Source organism: Parvularcula oceani (genome assembly GCF_000733125.1).
GTDB classification, from domain to species: domain Bacteria; phylum Pseudomonadota; class Alphaproteobacteria; order Caulobacterales; family Parvularculaceae; genus Parvularcula; species Parvularcula oceani.
Genome location: NZ_JPHU01000007.1, coordinates 1 through 22,207, shown reverse-complemented (window position 1 = coordinate 22,207; position 22,207 = coordinate 1). Strand labels below are relative to the sequence as shown.

Annotated in this window: 15 protein-coding genes; 2 read left to right on the top strand and 13 right to left on the bottom strand. The window is 64.6% G+C overall.

Translation table 11 applies throughout. The features are described from left to right. Window positions 1-41: 41 nt before the first annotated feature. Window positions 42-803, bottom strand: a complete 762-nt coding sequence (locus IE88_RS0108820) for a histidine phosphatase family protein (protein ID WP_036766952.1) — start codon at window positions 801-803, stop codon at window positions 42-44. A gap of 232 nt (window positions 804-1,035) precedes the next feature. Between IE88_RS0108820 and IE88_RS0108815 the strand changes: the two genes are divergently transcribed. Further along, window positions 1,036-2,334, top strand: coding sequence for a hypothetical protein (locus tag IE88_RS0108815; RefSeq protein ID WP_031553209.1), 1,299 nt, complete (start codon window positions 1,036-1,038; stop codon window positions 2,332-2,334). Here IE88_RS0108815 and mfd read toward each other — a convergent pair. Continuing rightward, complete coding sequence (mfd, locus tag IE88_RS0108810; protein WP_051881767.1) at window positions 2,331-5,819, bottom strand: transcription-repair coupling factor; 3,489 nt, start codon at window positions 5,817-5,819, stop codon at window positions 2,331-2,333. The genes IE88_RS0108815 and mfd overlap by 4 nt on opposite strands. Before the next feature lie 154 nt (window positions 5,820-5,973). On the opposite strand from mfd, the gene IE88_RS0108805 reads away from it, so the two are divergent. Beyond that, on the top strand, window positions 5,974-6,981 hold the full coding sequence (locus tag IE88_RS0108805; protein WP_031553203.1) for a zinc-dependent alcohol dehydrogenase family protein: 1,008 nt from the start codon (window positions 5,974-5,976) through the stop codon (window positions 6,979-6,981). Here IE88_RS0108805 and proS read toward each other — a convergent pair. From proS to IE88_RS0108745, 11 genes are all read right to left on the bottom strand, one after another. Beyond that, window positions 6,978-8,321 (bottom strand): proline--tRNA ligase, encoded by a 1,344-nt coding sequence (proS, locus tag IE88_RS0108800; protein WP_031553200.1) that lies wholly within the window; start codon window positions 8,319-8,321, stop codon window positions 6,978-6,980. The two genes, IE88_RS0108805 and proS, sit on opposite strands and share 4 nt — an antisense overlap. Window positions 8,322-8,501: 180 nt before the next feature. Continuing rightward, window positions 8,502-10,028, bottom strand: coding sequence for a class I SAM-dependent methyltransferase (locus IE88_RS0108795; RefSeq protein ID WP_031553197.1), 1,527 nt, complete (start codon window positions 10,026-10,028; stop codon window positions 8,502-8,504). 62 nt (window positions 10,029-10,090) lie between these two features. Further along, window positions 10,091-13,621, bottom strand: a complete 3,531-nt coding sequence (locus tag IE88_RS17320) for a glycosyltransferase (protein ID WP_051881765.1) — start codon at window positions 13,619-13,621, stop codon at window positions 10,091-10,093. 4 nt (window positions 13,622-13,625) lie between these two features. Continuing rightward, entirely contained in the window at window positions 13,626-14,450 is an 825-nt protein-coding gene (locus IE88_RS0108785; RefSeq protein WP_081871561.1) for an ABC transporter ATP-binding protein, read from the bottom strand. Between the two features lies 1 nt (window position 14,451). Next, window positions 14,452-15,210: an ABC transporter permease gene (locus IE88_RS0108780; RefSeq protein ID WP_162178328.1), complete on the bottom strand. Its 759-nt coding sequence runs from the start codon at window positions 15,208-15,210 to the stop codon at window positions 14,452-14,454. Between the two features lie 189 nt (window positions 15,211-15,399). After that, window positions 15,400-16,008, bottom strand: a complete 609-nt coding sequence (locus tag IE88_RS0108775; protein WP_031553177.1) for a class I SAM-dependent methyltransferase — start codon at window positions 16,006-16,008, stop codon at window positions 15,400-15,402. A gap of 70 nt (window positions 16,009-16,078) precedes the next feature. Beyond that, window positions 16,079-16,957 (bottom strand): FkbM family methyltransferase, encoded by an 879-nt coding sequence (locus IE88_RS17315; RefSeq protein WP_051881763.1) that lies wholly within the window; start codon window positions 16,955-16,957, stop codon window positions 16,079-16,081. A gap of 7 nt (window positions 16,958-16,964) precedes the next feature. Next, window positions 16,965-17,792, bottom strand: coding sequence for an FkbM family methyltransferase (locus IE88_RS17310; protein ID WP_031553172.1), 828 nt, complete (start codon window positions 17,790-17,792; stop codon window positions 16,965-16,967). Between the two features lie 2 nt (window positions 17,793-17,794). Beyond that, window positions 17,795-19,789, bottom strand: a complete 1,995-nt coding sequence (locus IE88_RS0108760) for a glycosyltransferase (protein ID WP_031553170.1) — start codon at window positions 19,787-19,789, stop codon at window positions 17,795-17,797. Beyond that, window positions 19,789-20,943 (bottom strand): glycosyltransferase family protein, encoded by a 1,155-nt coding sequence (locus tag IE88_RS0108755; RefSeq protein ID WP_162178327.1) that lies wholly within the window; start codon window positions 20,941-20,943, stop codon window positions 19,789-19,791. Before IE88_RS0108755 ends, IE88_RS0108760 begins: the two co-directional genes overlap by 1 nt. A gap of 364 nt (window positions 20,944-21,307) precedes the next feature. Further along, window positions 21,308-22,207 (bottom strand): calcium-binding protein (locus IE88_RS0108745; RefSeq protein ID WP_162178326.1); only part of this gene is annotated, 900 nt, incomplete at its 5' end.

Sequence of the window (22,207 nt, the reverse complement as noted above, 5' to 3'; positions counted from 1 at the left end):
GGAAGACCGCTCAGGGCAAAAGGCGCGAGGCCCGGCGAGAGCTAGACAGGCCGCGCGCCTCCGAAATCGATGTCGAAGAGATGCTCCAGGCTGGTGCGCGGCAGGGTCTCCTTGACCGCGTCATAGGCCGTCAGATTGACCGCCTTGATGACCACGCGGAGAAGCTCCAGCGTGCCGTCCTCGGCTTCGACCACGTCGAAATCGAGGACGTTGATGCAGGCGAGGTCCTGCTCGAAATGCGCGCAGCCCTGAAGGCCCGCGCCGCAGGCAAAGCCCAGGAGCAGCCGGTTCACCCCGTCATGGGCGACGAGGAGCGCGCTCTTCCAGTCGTGCTCGCGCACCAGCGCCTGAAGCCCCTCGGTGACGCGGGCATAGGCGTCCGAGAAGACCTCGCCGCCGGGCAGGAAGGCGGCGCCCTCCTCTCCCGCCGCATCGAAGCTGAAGGCCAGGCGGGCGGCGAGTTCCTCGCGCGTTTCCACCGTGACGCTGCCGCCGCGCAGCTCGGCGAAGGCGGGCAGGCCGAGCGCGGGCGGCGCGTCATGATTGTTCGCTTCGAGAACGTGCCGCAGCGTCGCCTGCGTCCGGGGAAGCCCCGAGGAGAAGGCGGCATCGAAAGACACGAGCCGCAGCGCCTCGCCCGCGGCCTTGGCCTGGCGCTCGCCCTCCTCCGTCAGGGGCACCTGCGTGAAATCCGTCAGGCCTTCGGCGAAATAGTCCACATGCCCGTGCCGCATCAGATAGAGGCGGCGGCGGCCCGTGCGGCGGGATCCGGGCGCTGCACGCTCTGCGTGTGAAGATGTCATCGAAGCCGTTCCTGACGAGCATTGCCCCATGGGAAGCTGCCCGATAGCGTGCCGGACGGGAGCGCGTGAAGCCCGTATTCTCGCTCTGGGGAAAGCTCCGGGGCGGGCGGGTCCCAGCGCCATGCTACGAAGGACGCCGGTGGTGAGTCGGCGGAACAAGAGGCGGAGAGCATGATCGGACAGGGTTTCCGGACCGGCCGCGACGCCGCCTGCGCGAGGAGCTGACGCAGGGATGTCGAGAACGGAAGCGCCCTTTCGCCGCACGCTCGATATCCGCCTGTTCGAGAGCGGCGCCGCCTCGTCGCTGAGGCCCGTGCTGCACGAGGCGGGCTGCGCCGTGACGCCGATCGGGCGGGACGGCCCGCTCGGAGGGCGCCCGGACGCCTTCATCGCCGATCTGCGCGGTGCGGAGCGGCCTCTCGCCGCGCTGAACCGGGCGCGGCAGGCCGCGGGCGCGACGCCGCTGATCGTCGTCACCGGCCCCCTGCCCCAGCCGGGCCTCGCCGAAGCCGCCGAGCGTCATGTCCTCGTGCAGATCGGCCGCGACAGCGCGCCCGTCCTGCGCGCCCTCGGCCGGGCGGTGAGAGCCGCCGATCTCGCCCGGGAAGCGGGAGTGCGGCTCGCCGCGCTGACCGCGCTCGAACAGCCGCTGGGCCACAGCGAGACGGCGCCGCCCGCAGGCAATGTGGCCCTGCTCGCCGATCCGGGCCCCCTCGCCCTCGAAACGCTGCATGCGCTGTCCCCGGAATTCGGCGTCTCCGGCGTTCTCTCCCGCACCCAGGCGCTGCGGGCGCTCGAATGCGGCGATGCGGGGGCTCTGATCATCCTGGCGGGCTCGCTGCGCCGCGACGCGGCGGCCCTTGTCCGCCTCATCCGGCGCCAGAGCGTCCTGCGCGACGTGCCGGTCGTGGTGATCGAGAAGCGGCGCACGCCGCGCCATCTCGATTACTGGGCGCATGCGGAGATCGACGGCTGCTTCACGCCCGGCGAGATCGCCTTCACCTGCGCCGCGATCCGCGCGGGGCTTCGGCGGCGGCTGATGAACCGGCGGCTCGGCGGGCTTCTGACCCGCACCGTGCAGTCCGATGCCGGGGCGGAATCGCGCATCATCGGCAGCCGCCTCTTCGATGCCTGCCTCGCCGAGCGCTGTCGCCGGGGCACCGGACCCTTCGCGCTCGGCGCGGTCCGCCTGCGCGCGCCGGGCGGCGCGGCGGATTCGGCAGCGCTGTCCGAAGCGGCCGTCTATCTGTCCTTCGGCGTCGGCAGCGAGGACCTGATGGCGCGGCCCGCCGCAGATGTCTTCCTGTTCCAGATCAATTCCGCCGACGCGCTCGGCGCGCAGCGCACGGTGCGCAGCCTCGCCACCCTGGTCGGGGACCTCAAATTCGGCGCCGAGGACCGCTTCACCACCTTCGACGGCGAGGCCGCGGCCTGCGCCTGGCGGCCGGGGGAGGATGCGGAAACGCTGGTCGCCCGCACGCTGAGCAATCTGCGCGGCGTGAAGCCTCCCAGCCCCGAGCCCGTCTTCTAGGCGTCCTCCGCCACCTCGACGAGGATGTTCAGCACGCGGCGGCACCCTTTCAGCCGCGCCTTCTCGTCGGGCCATTCCTGCTTGAAGACGAGCTTCTGGTCCGGCCGGAGCTTGATGTCATAGGGCGAGCTTGAGATGTACTGGACGAGCCCCGCGGGGTTCGGGAACTGCCCCTCGCGGAAGGTGACGACCGCGCCCTTCGGCCCCGCATCGATCTTGGCGACGCAGGCCCGGCGGCAGAGCGCCTTGATCGCGACGATCTGGAGAAGCTGCTCCACCTCTTTCGGCAGCGGGCCGAAGCGGTCGATCAGCTCCGCGCCGAAGCCCTCGATCTCGTCCTGCTGGCTGAGGTCGGAGAGGCGCCGATAGAGCGACATGCGCACGTCGAGATCCGCGACGTAAGTGTCGGGAATCAGGACGGCCGTGCCGATATTGATCGAGGGCGACCAGGTCTCCTCGACCTCGCCGCCATCCTTCATCTGGGCGACGGCCTCTTCGAGCATGTGCTGGTAGAGCTCGACGCCGACCTCCTTGACCGTGCCGGACTGCTCTTCGCCCAGAAGGTTGCCCGCGCCCCTTATGTCGAGGTCGTGGCTCGCCAGCGTGAAGCCCGCGCCCAGCGTGTCGAGCGACTGGAGGACCTTGAGGCGGCGCTGCGCGCCATCGGTCATCTTCTTGCGCGGGCTGGTCGTAAGATAGGCGTAGGCGCGCTGCTTGGCCCGGCCGACCCGGCCGCGGATCTGGTAGAGCTGCGCGAGGCCGAACATGTCCGCACGGTGAACGATCAGCGTGTTCGCCGTGGGCACGTCGATGCCGCTCTCGATGATCGTTGTGGCGAGAAGGACATCGAACTTGCCGTCATAGAAGGCGTTCATGATGTCCTCGAGCTCGCCCGCCGCCATTTGTCCGTGCGCGACGCGGAACTTCACCTCCGGCACCTGCGCCGTCAGATAGTCCGCCACCCCGTCGAGATCAGAGACGCGCGGGCAGACATAGAAGCTCTGCCCGCCCCGGTAATGTTCCCGCAGCAGGGTTTCCCGCGCGACGACCGGGTCGAAGGGTCCGATCGTGGTGCGCACGGCGAGGCGGTCGACGGGCGGGGTCGCGATCAGGCTGAGATCGCGGATGCCGGTCATGGAAAGCTGCAAGGTCCGCGGGATTGGCGTCGCCGTCAGGGTCAGGACATGGGTGTCGCCGCGATATTCCTTGAGGCGCTCCTTGTGCTTCACGCCGAAATGCTGCTCCTCGTCGATGATGAGAAGGCCGAGATCGCGGAAGCCGACCTGCTTGGACAAAAGAGCATGCGTGCCGATCACGACGTCGACCGAGCCGTCCTTGAGGCCCTTGCGCGTCTCGGACGCCTCCTTGGACGAGACGAAACGGCTGAGCTGGCGGACATTGAGCGGGAAGCCCGCGAAACGGTCGGCGAAATTGCGGTAATGCTGGCGCACCAGCAGCGTGGTCGGCGCGACCAGCGCCACCTGCCGCCCCGACATGGCCGCCACGAAGGCGGCCCGGAGCGCCACCTCGGTCTTGCCGAAGCCGACATCGCCGCAGATCAGCCGGTCCATCGGGCGCCCGGCGGCGAGGTCCGAGAGCACGTCGTCGATGGCGTTGAGCTGATCGTCCGTCTCCGCATAGGGGAAGCGGGCGCAGAACTCGTCATAGGCGCCGGCGGGCGGGGTCAGCGTCTCCGCCTTCTTGGCCGCGCGCTTGGCGGCGATGCCGATCAGCTGATCGGCCATCATCCGCACCCGCTCGCGCATCTTCTCCTTGCGCGCCTGCCAGGAGGCGCCGCCGAGCTTGTCGAGCGGGTGGTTCGGATCGTCCGAGCCGAAGCGCGAGAGGAGCTCGATATTCTCGACCGGCAGGAAGAGCTTCCCGCCATGATATTGCAGGATCAGGCAGTCATGCGGCGCGCCCTGCACTTCGAGGGTTTCGAGCCCTTCATAGCGCGCGACGCCCTGATCGATATGCACGACGAGGTCGCCGACCGAGAGAGAGCTCGCCTCGGTCAGGAAATTCTCGGCCTTCTTGGTCTTGGTGCGGCGGACAAGGCGGTCGCCCAGAATGTCCTGCTCGGCGATCACGCAGAGATCCGGCGTCTCGAAGCCGCTTTCGAGGCCCAGAACCACCACCGGCACGCGCGCGCGGTCCCCGGTCGCGACATCCGACCACGAGCCCGCCATCTTGAGGCCGGAGACGTCATGGTCGGCGAGGACGGAACGCATCCGTTCGGCCGAGCCTTCGGTCCAGCCCGCCACGACCACCTTCTTCTCCTTGCGCCGCTCGGCGATATGCGCGGCGACTGCGTCGAAGACGTTGAGATTGGCCGCGCGTTCGGCCGCGAAGGTCCGCCCCTGCTTGGCGCCGAAATCGAAGGCTCGCATGTTGGCGGGCGGCGAGAAGGGCGAGAGCGGGCGCAGGGCCGCGCTCGCGAGCTTCGCCTCGTATTCATCCTGCGACAGATAGAGCGCGTCGGGCGCCAGCGGACGATAGGGCACGACATCCATCGCGCCCTTGCCTTCCTTGGCCGAGGCGTCCTCGGCCCGCGCTTCGTAGTAATCCCTGATCTGATCGAAGCGTTCCTTGGCCGCCTCGGCCGCGAGGTGGTCGGTGAAGACCAGCGCGTCGCCGAGATAGTCGAACAGCGTGCCGACCTCTTCGTAGAAGAGCGGCAGCCAGTGCTCCATGCCCGCCTGGCGGCGCTGCGCGGTCACCGCCTCATAGACGGGATCGTCGCCGGGCGCGCCGAAGCGAGCGAGATAGTTGGTGCGGAACCGGCTCGCCGTCTCGTCGGTCAGGAGGACTTCCGATGCCGCGGCGAGATCGATCGAGGGCTTCTGCGCCGTCGTCATCTGGGTGACGGGGTCGAAGCTGCGAATCGATTCCAGCGTGTCGCCGAAGAAGTCGAGGCGCAGAGGCTCCGCCGCGCCCGGCGGGAAGAGGTCGATGAGCCCGCCCCTGACCGCGTAATCGCCGGGCTCGCGCACGGTCGAGGCGCGGGCATAGCCGTTCGCGCCGAGATAGGCGATCAGGTCGTCGGTCTCCACCGTGCCGCCGGGCTTGGCCGAAAAGCTGGCGGTCTCGATCATGCCGCGCGCGGGCACGCGCTGGGTCGCGGCGTTCACCGTGGTCACGACGACGAGCGGCATGCCGGCCTTCCGGTTCGCCAGCGCGGACAGGGCAGCCATGCGCCGTGCCACCACCTCCGGGCTCGGGCTCATCCGGTCATAAGGAAGACAGTCCCATGCCGGCAGCTGAAGGACCGGCACGTTCGGCGCGAAGAAGCGCGCGCCCGCGGCCATGGCCGCCGCCCGGCTCGCATCCCGCGCGATGACGAAGGTGACCCCGTCATGATGCCGCGCCGCCTCGGCGACGGCGAGCGCATCGGCGCCTTCGGGCGCGCCATGGACCGTGATGTGGTCCTCGGGCGTCCAGGCCGTCTTGGCCGGAATGATCGGGGTCAGGGTCGAAAGAGCCATGCGGTCACGCGGGAAAAGCGCGAATGCCGGTTCGGCATCGCGCGGGAAAGGATCTGAGCCCCCGAACTAGCGGCCCCACGCCTCAGATCAAGCCGCCGCTTGCCGCGGGCGCCGCGCGCGCAACATCGGGAGCGAAGCATGACGGGAGGCGCCGATGCGCTGCATGAGAATCCGCAAGGGCGAGGGCCTGGACAGGCTGAAGCTCGAGGAGGCCGATGAGCCGGGCTCTCCGGGGCCGGGCGAGATCAAGGTCCGGGTCAGGGCCTGCTCTCTCAACTATCACGACTACGCCGTCTGCGCGGGGATGATGGAGACCCAGGACGGGCGCGTGCCCATGGCCGACGGCGCGGGCGAAGTCGAGGAGATCGGCGAGGGCGTGACGGGCTTCCGCACCGGCGACCGCGTCGTCTCGGTCTTCTTTCCGCAATGGCAGGACGGCGAGGCGACCGAGGCCGGTTTCGGCAAGACGCCCGGCGACGGCGTCGACGGTTTCGCCCAGGAGGTCGTGGTGCGCCCCGCCTCCGCATTCACCCATGCGCCCGAAGGCTGGGATCATGCGCAGAGCGCCTGCCTGCCCACTGCCGCCCTGACCGCCTGGCGCGCGCTGGTGGTCGAAGGCGGCCTCAAGGCGGGCGATACGGTGGTCACCATGGGCACGGGCGGCGTGTCGATCTTCGCGCTGCAGATGGCCAGGGCGATGGGCGCGCGCGTCATCGCCACCTCCTCCTCCGACGAGAAGCGCGAGCGGCTGGACGGCCTCGGCGCCGCCCACACGATCAATTACGAGAAAACCGAGAGCTGGGGCGAGACGGTCCGTGAGCTGACCGGCGGGCGCGGCGCGGATATCGTGGTCGAGGTCGGCGGCCCTGCCACCCTGCCCCACTCGATCAAGGCGCTGCGGGTCGGCGGCAGGATCGTGCTGATCGGCGTTCTGACGGGCGTGTCGGGCGACATCCCCACCGCCCTCCTCATGCACAAGCAGGCCCAGATCCACGGCGTGACGGTCGGCAGCCGCCAGCACCAGATCGACATGATCCGGGGCCTGGAGGCCTCGGGGGTGAAGCCGGTCATCGACCGGCAGTTCGATCTCGAAGAGCTCGCCGATGCCTTCCGCCACGAGAAGGCCGGCGAGCATTTCGGCAAGATCGTGGTGCGCCTCTAACGCACCATCAGCGCCGCGCGCACCGCTTCGGCGATGTGCGCGGCCGCCGCGTCCGGGGCCATCTCGGCCTTCTCGCCCGTGCTGCGCGTCTTCACCTCGACCTTGCCCTCTTTCAGGCCGCGCGGGCCCACCGTGACGGCAAAGGGCAGGCCGATCAGGTCCATGCGCGCGAATTTCTCGCCCGCCCGGTCGCCCGTGTCGTCATAGAGGACCTCGACGCCCTGCGCCTCGAGCGCAGCGCATAGCGCCTCGCAGGCCGCGTCGGTCTCCGCATTGCCCGCCTTGAGGTTGACGATGCCGCAATGGAAGGGCGCGACCGGGATCGGCCAGCGCGGCCCGTCCTCGTCGCTATGCGCCTCGATCAGCGCGCCGACCAGGCGGCTGACCCCGATCCCGTAGGAGCCCATTTCGAGCGGCGTGTCCTTGCCGTCCGCATCCTGCACCCGGGCGTTCATCGGCTCGGAATATTTCGTGCCGAAATAGAAGATGTGCCCGACCTCGATGCCGCGCAGGGTGACGCGCGCCTCCTCGGGCACCTCCGCCCAGAGCGCCTCGTCATGCATCTCGTCCGTACGCGCATAAAGCGCCGTGCGCTCCTCGAAGAGCGGCTCGAGATCGCTGTCGAAATCGGTATCCGCAGGCGGCGCGGGCAGATCGGCGAGCCCTTCGTGCAGGAAGACTTCCGATTCTCCGTTCTCGGTCAGAAGCACGAATTCATGGCTGAGATCGCCGCCGATCGGGCCGGGATCCGCCCTGACCGGAACCGCTCGCACGCCCATGCGCTCGAAGGTCCGCAGGTAAGCGACGAACATCTTGAGATAGCTCTTCCGCGCCGCCTCGGGGCTGAGGTCGAAGCTGTAGGTGTCCTTCATCAGGAATTCGCGCCCGCGCATCACGCCGAAGCGGGGCCGCACCTCGTCGCGGAACTTCCACTGGATGTGGTAGAGCATGAGCGGCAGCTGCTTGTAGGAGCGCACCGCCGTGCGGACGATCTCGGTGATCATCTCCTCATTGGTGGGCCCGTAGAGCATGTCGCGCCCGTGCCGGTCCTCGATCCGCAGCATTTCGGGGCCATAGGCCTCGAAGCGCCCGCTCTCCTGCCACAGGCTCGCAGGCTGGATCGTCGGCATCAAAAGCTCGACCGCCCCCGCCCGCTCCTGCTCCTCGCGCACGATCGCCTCGATCTTGCGCAGGACCCGCAGCCCCAGCGGCAGCCAGGCATAGATGCCCGCCGCCTGCTGCCGGATCATCCCCGCCCGCAGCATGAAGCGATGCGACGCGATCTGCGCATCGCCGGGCGTTTCCTTCAGGGTCGGCAGGTAGAAACGGGACAGGCGCATTGGAGCTCCATCAGCGTGGCGAGGTAGCTTCCGGGCAATATCGCCACGCGCCCCGGCTGTCCACGCGCACGAACGGGCCGAACAGTTTCGCATCGGCCCTGTCCCGCAGGGACTGACAGGGCCAAGCCGATCCAACCCGCCTCGCGCTCCGGAGCCGGTTTCCCTTCGTGCGGAGGCGGCCTACCCGGATTCCGCCGCCCCCGGTCGCCGGGCTAGGGTATAGACCGGGACCATCGAGAACCATTCGAACGCCATTGCCAGCGGCTTGCGGTCAGTTGAACCCGGTACGACATCGCATGGGCGGGTGAATTCGGGATGCTGGAACTGGATCATCACTGGTTCCTGTACCTCGCGCGCTGGCAAGAGCATACTCAATGTGGTGCGCTGCTTCAGCCGATGATTAGGGCCTTCCTCGCCGTTGACCGCGATCCTCAGGGGTTGTGATTTGAGTGCCGGGGGACGGACGAAGGGGCGCAGCGAGAAGCTCAGCATTACACCGTCCGCGTGTTCGTGGCGCTCCTGGTCATACTTGATCTGTAGCGCCGAAATTTCGCCGCGCGTCCAGGTGTGCTGCTTTTCGGTCCCGATCCAGCCTTCTCCCTGAAATTGCTGTCCTCGCCCATCCAGCGTGAATTGCACACGCTCCCCCGGCATCGCGACTCCATCGGACGGTGATCGAGCAGGTTCGGGAGCCGTAGGCGCTTTCCCGGCGAATTCCACGGGGTGGCGATGCGCAGTCTCGGGATTCCGGTTCAGCAGCCAGCCCTGATCCACCGTGAAGAGGTCGAAGACGACTTCGACAGGCTCGCCGGTCAGGGCTGCAGCTGGCAGCCTGCAAGTGAAATCGATGGGCTCGTCATAGAGAAGCTGCGTAACGCCCAGAGGCGAAAGAGCGATGATCCGATCTGCATGGGGCTCTTCCGCATCGATGATACGCGCCCCGGCCCATAGCTGCTTCTTGCCTCTTGCCGGCCAAGGTTGGGGGGAGTCGATATAGACGCGCCCCTCGATCTCCCAGTCGCCCTCCTCGGGAACCGGCGCGAGGTTACCATTAGCGCCGATCCTCAACCTGAAGCCTCGACTCTGCTGCTCCTTTTGTGCCTCCTTGCTCAATTCCCGAAGCCGTGCGGCTGCAGCAGCGACACGACCGTCGGGATCGGCGTTGGGCAGAAGGCACCAGAAATGATCCACCGTGATGATCTCGCGCCCCATCTGCTCGGCGAGGCGTGCAGCACCATTGCGGACGTCCGGGAAACGCGGCCTGTAGTCATCTCCGCAGACGATACCGTCGGGCTTCAGGCGAGAGGTCCAGAATGTAAGGTTCCGGTCCAATATAGGGTCTGTGTGTACTGCGTCCTCGTAATAGAGATCGACAGGGTCCGCCCATTCAGAAAAATCGGCGGGACTATAGCCTTTGTGCGCCCGAACGTTCGGCAGATGCTTCGTATAGGCTTCGAACTGCTCGATGCCGTAGGTGATCTGGAAGCGCTTCTCCATCGAGCGGACGCCTTCGTTCCGCTCCCATGGATCGATGCAGTGGACCGTGACGGAGGGATCGACGCTGGCTCCCCATGCATAACTCGAACGGCCGAACAGCGAGCCGACCTCCACGACCGCACCCCCAGCGGGAACAAGACCGGCGACGATCTCGATCGCGCGGAGCTGGAAAATCGAAATCTGTCCGGGAATGTCGGTACGGAAGGGCATTTACTAACTCGTCTTTCTCGCAGAAGGCGCAACGTCGGCTCCGCTTCGCCTGGCACTGTCGTCTAGCCAAGCAGCTCACGGGCAGCCAACTCCCAACTCTGCGGCACATATTCACCTGCCCGCTCGGCAAATGCTTCGACCATTGCCGGGCTGAACAGGAACGACCGCAACGCCGATCGCCACGCGAAGAAATCACCCGGCGGCAGCTTGATGAGGCCACCGTTCTCGGTCTCGCGAACGGATGGGATGGTGTTGGATGCGAGGCAGGGCTTGCCGAAGGCCAGGCTCTCCAGAGGGGGGAAGCCCCATCCTTCGGAACGTGACGGAAAAACGGTGAAGGCCGCATTGGCATACAGCCAGGCAAGCTGCTCGTCCTCTATGCCTTGCAGGACGTAGATGCCCCTCTCGCGGAGCTGCTTCAAGAAGGCGGCATCGGCAAAATGTTCGAATCCTTCCTGCGCCTCACCCACGAGCACGAGGCCCGTCTCGGGGATGCGCGCGTTCGCGCCGATCTCGCCCGCCAGGCTCTGCCAAACGTCTATCAAGAAATCATGCAGCTTCCGCGAATTCATCGACGAGACGTAGAGAACGTATCGCTCAGGCAGCGATATGCGCGGAGGTAGGGGGACGGCTGTGATCGCTCCTGGCGGCAAGCCCAGCTTGATGCGCTGCACCGGGACATGCAGCGCCTCCATCTCGAGGAACTTCTGCAGGTCCCTCTCGACAGTCTTGGATGTCACCAGGGCCCGGTCCGCGAACCGCAACAGCCGCAGCAGGCGACGGCGATAAGCCTGTCTTGTCTGCTCGGAGAAGCTACTCGAATCCGTGACATAGAGAATATCGTGGATGAGGGGGCGTAGCTTCAGCCGATTCGCTACAACGAAGTCGGCCAGATCTTCGAGCTGCCGATCATTGGAAATCCAGGGCTGCCCGAACAAATAAAGCGTGTCCTCCGCGATGTCGAAAGGCGCGACGGGCCGCGATCTGGTCACGATGTCGATCTCGCCGACCTTCACGCGCTCGGTCAAGCGGTGCCGCCGGTCCGGCAGCAAGTTCCGCTTCTCCTGTCCACCGAACACGCGGTGATGGGGCGCAACCTCGGGATTGAATGACGGACGGATGTTCCGAATAGCGCTGACTGCCGCACGATGAGCCGGATCCGGCAAGGCGTTCACGCTCTGCTTGAAGGCAGAATAAGCCGCACGCCTCAGATTGAGGGGCTCGGACGCGCCGGCACCGCCCTCCGCCGCGGCTGTGTTCGCGCCTCCTGTCGTGACAAGAGAATATTCCCGTGATGTCCCGGGCAGCTCGCCGGTGCTCTTGACGGTTTCGGCATCTTCGGCGCTCAGCACCGCTTCGAGGTTCAATCCGCAATAGGTGCGCTGCGGAGAATTCCAGGCATAGGCAGCAAGCCCCGGCTCGATCGCCTGCATGGCCTTGGCCAGATTCTGTTCGACCGCGGTGACGCCGGTGAGGTGGCGCTTGTTGGCGATACGATGCGCCAGATGAGTGACATCAAGCGCCGGATGCACCGAAGCGCCCGCGCCCCTTTCGTAGCCACGCGCGGCAAGAATGTCGCCATAGAAGGAAAGCGTCTCTTCAGCATGCCGCGCGATGTCGAAGTTCTCGCACGCCCATCCGGATCGGTGGCGCCGCCCCGCTTCGTCCCGTGGGCTCTCGATGATCCCGCCAACGGCATCGCGAATACCATCGAGATCCGCCGGGTGGGCATAACTGGCGAGATCTCCGAAATATTCCCGCTCGGAGGACATCGTCGACAACACGAGTGGGGTTCCGGCGGCCGCGGCCTCCAACGCCGCCAGCGGCGCTCCTTCCGACCAGCTTACCAGCACGAGAACCCTCGCGGCCTTGTAGGCACCGGCAAGCAGAGCCCGGTCGTCGATTCGCTCAATGTGCACGAATGATTTCCCTGCCCACCGGCGCAGGGACTTGTAGTAGGCGGGGTCGCCGATATGCCCGATGCAGACGACCGGCAGGTCGAAATTGCGCAGGGCGAAAGCGAGGAGCGCCTGGTTCTTGCGGCTTTCGATCCGTCCGACGAGGAGGATGAAGTCCCGGACCCCGAACTGTTGCTCGAACCGCTCGCGCTCGCCCGCTGCCATGATCGCGGTGTCGACGCCGTTGCGGATGATGCGGGAGTTTGCAGGACGGGCTCCGACACTCTCGACGAAGGCCTGCTCGTAGGCGCTCAGGAAGACCGTCGCATCGGAACTTCCCACTGCCCTGCGCAGCGCCGAAAAATGGCCTTCCACGCCTTCAACAGGCGCGACGCCGGATGCGGGATCCCATTCATTCGTCAGAACCCGCACAGAGCGAGCGGCCTCTTCGACATCTCCAGCCGAAGAGGCATCGGCCAAAAGTTTCGGTAGCACGTCCTGGAAATAGGGCCGGGTAGAGAGGTTCAACGCGATGGGCGAAAAGACGGTAGCATGCCCTTGACGCCTGACGAGGCTCAAGGTCTCCACCGCGGTTTTCAACGGCCACGAGTTGAAGACATGCACGGGATCTACGGCACGGCCCGAACGGCGAAGAGCCGTGTAGCCGTGATAGCTGCCGCCGACGGCTCCTCTTTGTGCGGCAGCGCTCAGGATGTTGCGGATCCTTGTGGTGGGGCCGCCCAGATTCTTGTCTTCCGAACCATGAGTGACCAGGGCGAAAGGGCTGTCGAGCAGGGGCTCGTCCTCTCTGCGAGCGCGATCGCGGCCGTTGCCGCGCGCCTGCACCATCCTCTCGAAGACCTCGCCGTGAGCCTTCCCGAAACGCATCCAGGTCAGGTCGGCGACAGAATTACGCAGGCTGAACTTCTCGTCCCGGAGTTCCTTGACCACACGGCGCAGATCGTCCCCGTCACCTTTGCAAAAGGGGATGTGCGGGAAATCCGGGACGCAGCCCACATCGCTCGCGATGACGGGGCAACCGCTCGCCAGCGCCTCGAAAAGGGGCACTGGCCCGCCCTCTATGGTGGAGGGAATGAGGAGGTAGTCGAGACCGCGATAGAATTCAGCCAGTCCCTCCACCGTCCGATTCTGATTCGGCAAGGGCCATCCCTCACCGGTGAAGGACAGTTTGACCCCCTCGAGATCCAGAAGGCTCGCGATAAGGGCCTCGCCCTTGCGACCGGTGTGATATGTGCGCCCCACCACGCCGATACGGAGTTCCGGCTCGAACTTGTCAAGATCGACGCCATGGAGAATGGTGCTGACCTCGTCTACCCCCTCCCCCCGCAGCAGCGCCTTGTAGCGGTCGGCCGGGGTGAGGCAGAAATCGACAGCACGGGCAATCTCGACGAACCTGCTCTTGGCCGGCTCGATTTGCTCTTGGTGCGTAAACCACGCTCCCGTGATGCTGCCTGGAACGGGGCGGTAGGCGGAGTAGGGAATGAAATAGGTGATATCGCCCAGGCCGCTCGGCTCATCGAGCATGCGAACGGCGAACCGTTCCGATGGCAGCGCCCCGGCGATCTCTCGCGCCAGTTTTTCGACGATCCACCCTCGATCCGCGAGCACGAGCTCGACCAGAATCTTCGCGGAGCGAGAAGAGCGACCCGCAGCGTCACCGCTCGTATGAAGCATTCGTCTAGCTTTCTCTTGTAGCTTCGGAAGAGGCCGATACCAGTTCCAGGCAGTCCTCCTCGTAGTAATAGTCGTCAGCTATGGATTGCCGCCCCTCGGCAAAGGCAATGACATCTCCTGCCGGGCCGTAGGCCCGCAGCTCCCCCCGCTCAAGCCACGCCACCTTGTCGCAGGTCTCCTTGATAAGATTGTGGTTGTGCGAAGCGAGGATCATGATGCCTGCCTGCTCGACCATCTCGACCATCCGGGCCTGCGCCTTCTTCTGGAAATCCGGATCGCCCGCCCCCAGCCACTCGTCGAGCAGGAGGATGTCGGGGTGGAAAGCGGTCGCGCAGGCGAATTTCAGGCGCATCGCCATGCCATTGGAGTAGGTGCGCACAGGGTAGTTGAGATAATCGCCAAGCTCCGTGAATTCGGCGATTTTCGGTAAGATTTCGCGAATGGCCTCCCGCGGGTACCCCGCTATGAGCCCAGACAGTTCGATGTTGCGATAGCCGGTTGCTTCGGCCCGGATACCTAGGCTCGCATTGAACAATCCTGCGACGGCACCCTCGACTGTGATCCGGCCGCTATCGGGCTCGTAGATCCCGGCGATCGTACGCAGGAGCGTCGATTTCCCGGAACCGTTTCTGCCGATCAGGCCGACACGATCCCCCGTCTCCATGGACAGAGTGACATTGGACAGGGCCATGACGCCTCGTCCTCGATCGGCCGTGTCGCGAATAAAGGAGCCGGCGCCCTCTGGCTCGCCTTCCATGAGAGGCTGTTTCGGTCCGCGTCCCAGCATCGGATAGACCACCGAGACGTCATTCAGTGTGATCTTCGCCATATCAGAGCCAGAAGACAATGCGTTTGCGCGTCATGGCCATCGTGGCGACAGCCAGCAACGAACCCACCACCGTGACGGCCCCCACCACCAGTGCGCTGGCGACGGGGAAGCTGCCTTCAAGGACCGGATCCCGCAGAAGGATGATGTAGTGAGCGAACGGATTGTACTGCAAGTACTCCCAGAGGCCTCCCATCTGGTTCGGCAACCAGAAGATGGGGGTGAGGAAGAACATGACCCGCATGATCGTCTGGACGAGATGCAGAAAGTCGCGGTGTCGGGCGGAGATGGCTCCCAGAACGAAGCCGACCCACACGCCGTTGAGGCAGAACAGGAAGAACACCGGAACGAAGGCCAGCGTCATCCAGGAAATGGGCCATCGCAGCCACACCATCAAAGCCACGATGACGATCAGATTGTAGCATGCGATGACGCAGTTGCGCGCCACCATCTGCATGACGAAGACTGTCAGGGGCAGCCGGGCGCCCTTCACCCAGGCTTCGGAGACCACGTAGACGTTGCAACCGTCGGTCACGATCGCGCTGATGAAGGTCCATGCGAAGAAGCCGAGGGCGACGTAGAGCGTGAAGTAGTTTTCTCCCGCATCGATGAGCGGATTGAAGATGAGCACCTTCACGGCGATGAAGAAGGCGAAGGAAATCGTCGACCACAGCAGCCCGATGAAAGAGCGGCGATAGCGCTGGCGCAAGTCCTCCCAGGCAAGAGAGGACCATAGCCGCCAACGTACGGCGCCTTCGCGCATATCCTTCAAAGTCGCGCGAAGGGGATATCCGCTCGTGGAATATGACCGGGGTCTGGGAAGCGCAGTACTCATGGAAGATCCGATTAGGCGCTGAAGAGCGCTCGCATCGAGCCGGCCGCTCCTCTTTCGGGGGACGAGGCAGGGAGCATTGGCGTCACCGCCTGTCAAACGGACAGGTGGCCTGACGGCTCAACGATAGCCGACACAGAGAAGTTCGTGCCGCACCCAGCGGCGGAACGGGTAATTTTCCGAGAGGTGTTCGAACAGTTCGTCATTGATGTCGTCGCAGGCGAGCACGCCTCCTTCCACCAGTCGCTCCAGAAGAGCCGGAACATTCTTGTCGATCTCCCGCCGGTTGTGCGTGGCGTCACAGAAAATCAGCCCGAAAGGACCGTCGGGCGCAACGGCGTGAAAGTCGCCTTTGTGAATGGTGACGTGGTCACGCAGACCCTGCGCCTCCAGATTGCGCTTGAGCGAGGCAATGGTACCGCCGGCCTGATTGATATGCCGCAGATAGCGCTCCGGTTTGTGCTTGTTGCGCACCGGACTTCCGAAGAGCCGTTCCCACTCCTCTTCGGAGGAGATGCCATAATCGACGGTATGAAACTCGATCTTCTCGTCCCGCCGCCTCGCGAGCGCCCGGCATATGACGGAAGTCGAGCGACCCACCCACGGCCCCACCTCGAGGATCGGACCTGCGGTTGCCATCGCGAGATCGTAGAGCCCATGGATCTGAGCGGCTGTAAACCAACCCTCCGGCAGGGAAGCGATATCGAAGTCAAGATCATAGGTGCTCATGCTGAGCCTCTCGAAGGTTTCCGGTCAGCAGGAGGCCGGTCTTTGCGGGCGCGCCCGGACCAGCCGCTCCTCAGTCTTTTCTGAGAAAGATGTTCGTGTAGGAGATCTGGGCCAGGGATTCCAGTGGGATAGGCGGGTTCTCGGCCTTGCCGATTTCGCGGACCATCAGGTGGTGGTCATCGAGGAACGCCAGAACGCTATCCGCCCCCCCGGGCGCCCGGTCGAGCTGTGCCCGCGACCACTCCATCACGACCTCGACGCCTTTCGAGGCCCGGAGGATTTCCTCGGCACCCCGTAGCACCCCCAATTCAGCGCCCTCCACATCGATCTTTATCGTTCCGACCCGATCCTTCTCGGCGATCTGGGAGTCGAGAGTGCGGGTCGGAATCTTCACCTCGGAGACTGTGTCGCCCTCACCGTAGCTCTCGCCCGGGTTCCGCATATCGTAGATCGAGGCATTTCCGATAAGCCGGCGCGGCGTGAACAGCGTCACCTCCCCCTCCGTTTCGGCCAGGGCGAAATGGGAGACGTGGATCTTGGCGAGCGACCAATTGATGGCGGTATTCCGCACGAGGAGATCCATCGCCCGCGGATTGGGTTCGAAGGCGAAGACACTGGCCTTCTTCCGGTCGAGACGCGAGGCGGCGAGACAGGAGAAGTACCCGATATTCGCCCCCACATCGATGAAATCAGCGTCTGGATTGATCGAGGACATCAAGTGCCGCGTCACGCTCGGCTCCCAGATCCTGTTGCCGATCAACTTCGGCAGCAGGATCTGATCATCGGCATAAACATAGAAGCGCAGTCCCTGGGCACTCTGCGTCAGGACGGTCCCATCCCCCATGTATACGCCGAACGGAGCCGTCAGCTTTGACAGGTTCGACACCTCCTTGCGAAGGGATCGCACCTCCTGCAGCAGAGCATTCAAAGTATCTTCGCCCGACATCATTCCTCCTTCAGGACGCTCCCGCCGAAGGTTCGGCGGGGTCCCACACATGCGATCGGCGCAATACGAGATCTACGACTTCACGGTCATTCCGCTCATTCCAGAAAGAACGGGGACACTCGCCGGCGGAGTCGATCACCCGCGCCTCAAGGCCGTACTCTTCGAAGAACGCGCAGATGCCATCCACGCCAAGGGGCGAACGTTCGATCTTGGTCCCGTGCCATCTCAGGACGATCACGATGTCCTCCACTCGCTCGATGAGTGCCCTACAGCCTTCAAGAGCATCAAGGGTTCCGCTTCCCGCGTCGAGCTTGATCAGCCCCACCGTGCGCGTCGATGCGGCCACGCTGTCGGCGCGCTCACAGCTGATTTCGATCTCGCTTGCGCCGACGAACGTCTCGTCAGCGCGGGCGGGCATCAGCGCAGCTTCCGAGGGGGCTGCGGCAGGAATATGGAGCACCGCCACTCCCGGTCGCGATGCCGCCGCCGCCTCTACCACCGTGACCGGGGCGAGCGGAGAATTGAGGTCGGCATTGAGCCGAATGAGCCGTGCGAGTTCCGGGTTCGGCTCGAATGACAGGACTCTTCCGCTCATGGGATCGAGGAGCGAAGCGAGATAGCAGGTGAAGAACCCGAACGAGCCACCAATCTCGACCACGTCCCTGTCTGGCAACACGAACCGGCGCAATGCTTCGACGACGTGCGGCCTGAAGGTTCGCCGCACAGCCAGCCGCTCAACGGCATGAACATCCTCGCCCGGCACCAGATAGCTCAACCCCGAAGAGGCATGGGTCAGGATCGTACCGTCGCGCATTGGAACGGCGAAGGGCTGGACCATCGCTACGTCCCTTCCTTTGCACGTTTCCTTTGGCTCGACCCGCCTTGCCCGACCCGGTTCGTCCGGACCGAATTCTGCCCGGCGTCACCGGCCGCCGCACCCCCCTTGTCCGATGCGGTCGGCAGAGCGAACGCGATCGATTGGATCATGAAACCCAGGCGTCGGTCGTCGGCGGACGATGGATCGAGAGATTTCGGTGCCGTGAACGCCTCTGCAGTGAAGACGAGCTCGATCCCTCCCCTGGCAACAGGCCCCGGCAGGATGAAGGTCAGATCCCTGACCGCTTCGTCTTCGAATTCGAAGGACCGGGATATGTCATGAGCCGGTGCGGCCACCCTCAGGGTGGTCCCGTTTCTTTTTCCGCCCAGCGGGCCGCGCCGCTTCCTGCCTGCATCACAGACACGCCCAGAGATCGTGAGCTTGAGGCCGTCTGCCTGCGCTTCGACGGGCAGGACGAGGCGGGCACGAGGAACCCGTGACCATGTCCCGCTGCGCTCCGCCCCATGCCAGCCATGCTCGAGGCAGTTCGACCAGACCGCTTCCGCATCGAAGCGGATGGCGTCGCCTGGCTTCAGGAGACTGAGCGGCACCTGCTCCACCCAGCCCAGCTTCAAGACGGGTGGAGAGGGCCCGTACAGGGAAGGCACCGCAAGCTGAACGCGCGTGGCGGCCGCCTCCGCAGGCGCAGAGAAGGTAACATGTCGAAGAACCTGAGGGCCTTTTCCCTGCAAGACGTAGCTGCGGTCCTGCGCAGGACCGCCGCAGGAAACCGGCAAATCGCCCTCCCTGCCATCGCAACGCCACATGCGCAGTCGCAGAGCCATCGGCGTGTCAACCGAAGAAAAAGGAAGGTCCAGAGTGGCCCGGCCCTGGGACATCTTCATTCCGGTCGGATCCGACGGCAGCCAGCCTCCTTGGGCATAGCGCTCCCCTGATCCGGAAGAATCGCAGTCAATATGCACCCCGTCGCCAAGCGGCGGGAACATCCTTTGCACGATCTGCTGCCCGAAACTGGCCCAGGACAGGAGCCGGCGAGGTTCGCTGCTGACATCGGAAGCAGGCGCACCCAGCGCCCAATCGAGTGCCGCCTGAACATCTTCCAATGCAGGGTCGCTGGGTAAAATCCAGCCATTTTCACGGCTTCGGATGAGATCCCGAGCGAAGCCGGTATCGGTCGCAAGGATCAACGCATTGCTCATCAAGCCTTCGATCAAGGGGATCGGCCCCCCCTCGACCTTCGACAGCGAGATGAGCACGTCTATCCTGTCATAGTAGCGGGGAAAGTCTTCGTACCTTGCCTCGACATATTCGAAGTTCGGCAGGGCTGCCAGTTCGTCGAAGCCCTCCCAGGCCGACCACAACAGCCCGAGATTGGTCACCTCATCGGGGTGGGGAGCGAGAAGAAGGAATTCCCGATCGGGATTCGCGGCGACGACGTCCCGCATGAACTCCGGGCGCTTCCGGTCATAGTAGGCGGAGACGAAGCCGATCTTGCCCTCCCCCCGCGCCTTAGGGGAGAAGAGTTCCGGATCCGCACCGCCTAGCACGAGTTCGACCTTGTCAGGTGAAGCGCCGATCTGGATGAGCAGCTGACGATACAGCGAGTTCGGCACGAAGACCGCCTCGCAGAAATCGGCCATCGCGGCCAGTTCGTCGAAGCTCACCCCTTTGCCGCGGTCCGGATGGGTGAACCAGACGAAGCGTCTTGCCTTGAAGACATCTGGCTCGTGCAGCATCGCGAAGAACGCGATGGCATAGTGGGCGAAGAAATAGGCCCTGGCCGGGGGAAGCGGATTGGTCAGCGTGTTGTTGCGCTCGGAGAATATGACTCGGCAGTGCAGGTTGGATTCCCGGGCGATGATGCGAGCGATCTTTTCGAGAATCCACCCGCGACTGTTTATATTCAGTACGAATACTATGTCGTAGACGAGCTCGTCGGGAACGAACTGCTCCCGGGCGCGATAGGACTTCTCAAGCTGGTGAATGCGGCTTCGCATCAGGCAACGGCTTCCTCAGGACGATAATGCGCCTCGCTGTCGATCTGATATCCCGCGAAGCCGAGTATTCGCTGCTGCCTCCGGCGCCAGGTGTAAAGGGAAGCGAACTGGCGCGACCGGCGACGCTCATCCGCTCCCGGAGGGTCGAGACGCAGCGCCTCTCCGACGCGGTCGCAGAAGTCGCCCTGACGGGGATCGTACCAGGTCAGGGGCAATCCGGCAGAAGAGAGGTCCGCCAATTGCGGCAACTGCGCAGCGACGATGCGGTTTCCGGTTGCAAGGTACTCGAACAGCTTAAGAGGCGAGGTGATGAATGCCCGCGGACCGGCCTTGCGGGTATATAGAAGAAGATCGGCGGCCTGCTGAAGCGTTGCGACTTCGGAGTAGGTCAGATGGCCCAGGAAACTCGTGTTCCGGACCCCCATCTGGAAGGCCATCTGCCGCCAGTGCGCAATGTCGGTCGGGTGGCCGCCGGCGAAGGCGAACATGACGTCCTGATGGACACTCGCAGCACGGATGATCTGCTCGATGTCCCGCTCTTCCTGCATGCCGCCCGTATAGACAGCGAGTTTTCCGTACACGCCCTGCATCAGGAACTGACGCCAGCGCAGGAACTCCGACTCCGCAGGCAGGACCTCGTTTTCGCTCAGCCCGCTCTCGACCACCAGAATCCGCTCATCGTCCACGCCCATGGCCGTGAGCCTTGCCTTGACCTCCGGCGCAATGGCGATGACGGCGCGACAGAACTCCGAGTTCAGCTGGGCGTCCTGCGCCCTTTCCACTTCGACGTGGAAGTCTTCGCTGTGATCCTCGTATATGAACGGAATCTTGTGGCGGTGGCACAGCCTGTTCAGCGCCGGATCACGCGAATGCACCAGCGCAGCTCGCGGAAGAACATGGCGCGCGAAGTCAGCCTCCACCTGCCACTGACGCGAAGCAGGAGAGGCCTGTTCCCCCACCTGCTTTGGGGGCGGGTAAGTCAGCATGACATCGAAAGCTTCCCGCACGCCGTAGAAATGCTCGAGAAGACGGCGGCACCCGCGGAAACCTTCCGGGCTCGATACATTGAAAGGCAAATCTATCGCACCGGCAACGAGCGTCGCCGGCAGGCCGAGTTTGGCGACCGCATCGACTGTATTGGCAGCCCAGATCAATCGGGCCCGAGCCTTCCGGCAGAGAGGATCGCCGACACGGGCACAAACTATATATCGACCGTGAGATGGCTCGAACATCTTGAGTCTAGCCTCGGCAGGCTCTCCGCTTTGTGAAATGGAAGTGTCGACCTGAGCCGCCATAGGGCGCTACCGGAAACGCGCCGGGAGGTCGAGAGGCTTTGGGAAAACAGGTATCAGGCGAAACCACTTCCGATGGCGGCGAGCCTTTCGGAGCCGGATTCCTTCGATCGGGAACTCCATTCTTCCGGTAGGGAAGCGGGCCAGGATCCCTCCTGCCCCTTCCTTCCAGTCCTCGAACGGCCAACCGCCCGCTGCGGAGCGGCTTAGAGCGCTCTCAGAGACCTCAAGCGAAGATGAAATCGGCGTCGCTCAACGCGCTGGCCGCCACACCCTCGATGTCGATCACGGAATTATCCAGAACGATCCTGGCCGCACCGGCCACATCCTGAAGCGTAAGATCGCTTACGGAGGAATAGCCGAACTCCGAGAGGTCGATCAGGTCCAAGCCCTGCTCGAATGACAAGACATTATCCTCCGCGCCGCCGGCGTCATCGGCCAGGCGGAACAGATAGACATCAGCGCCGGCGCCGCCATCGAGGTCATCTGACCCCCTGCCGCCCAGCAGGGTATCTGCGCCTCCGAGGCCGTAAAGGTCATCCGCGCCCTCACCGCCGAAGAGCTGGTCGGCATCCCCTGATCCGATAAGGGTATCATTGAAAGCCGAGCCATCTACCTGCTCGATATTGTTGAGCAGGTCGCCCTCAGCATCGCCGCCCGAGCCGAGACCGGAACTCAGATTGATATTCACCGCCGCCAGCGAATTGTAATAGGACGCCTTGTCCACACCGCCGCCGCCATTGAGGATGTCCGCGCCACCACGACCGTTGAGGAAGTCCGCGCCCTCATCCCCGAAGAGGATATTGTCGGCCTCAGAGCCGATGAGGATGTCGTTGAACGCCGAGCCGTTCACCTGCTCGATATTCAGCAGCAGGTCGCCTTCGGCCTCGCCACCAACGCCCGTGCCCCGGCCCAGATCGACCCGCACGCCGCTGCCGGCATTATAGAAGGACAGGACATCGAAGCCCGCGCCGCCATTGATCACGTCCGCGCCGGCACCGCCCACGAGGAAGTCGTTTCCGTCATCGCCGAACAGCAACTCCGAGCCTGCGCCGCCGATCAGGATGTCCGCGAAATCCGAACCGTTGACCTGCTCGATATTCGAGTACCGGTCGCCGTTCGCATC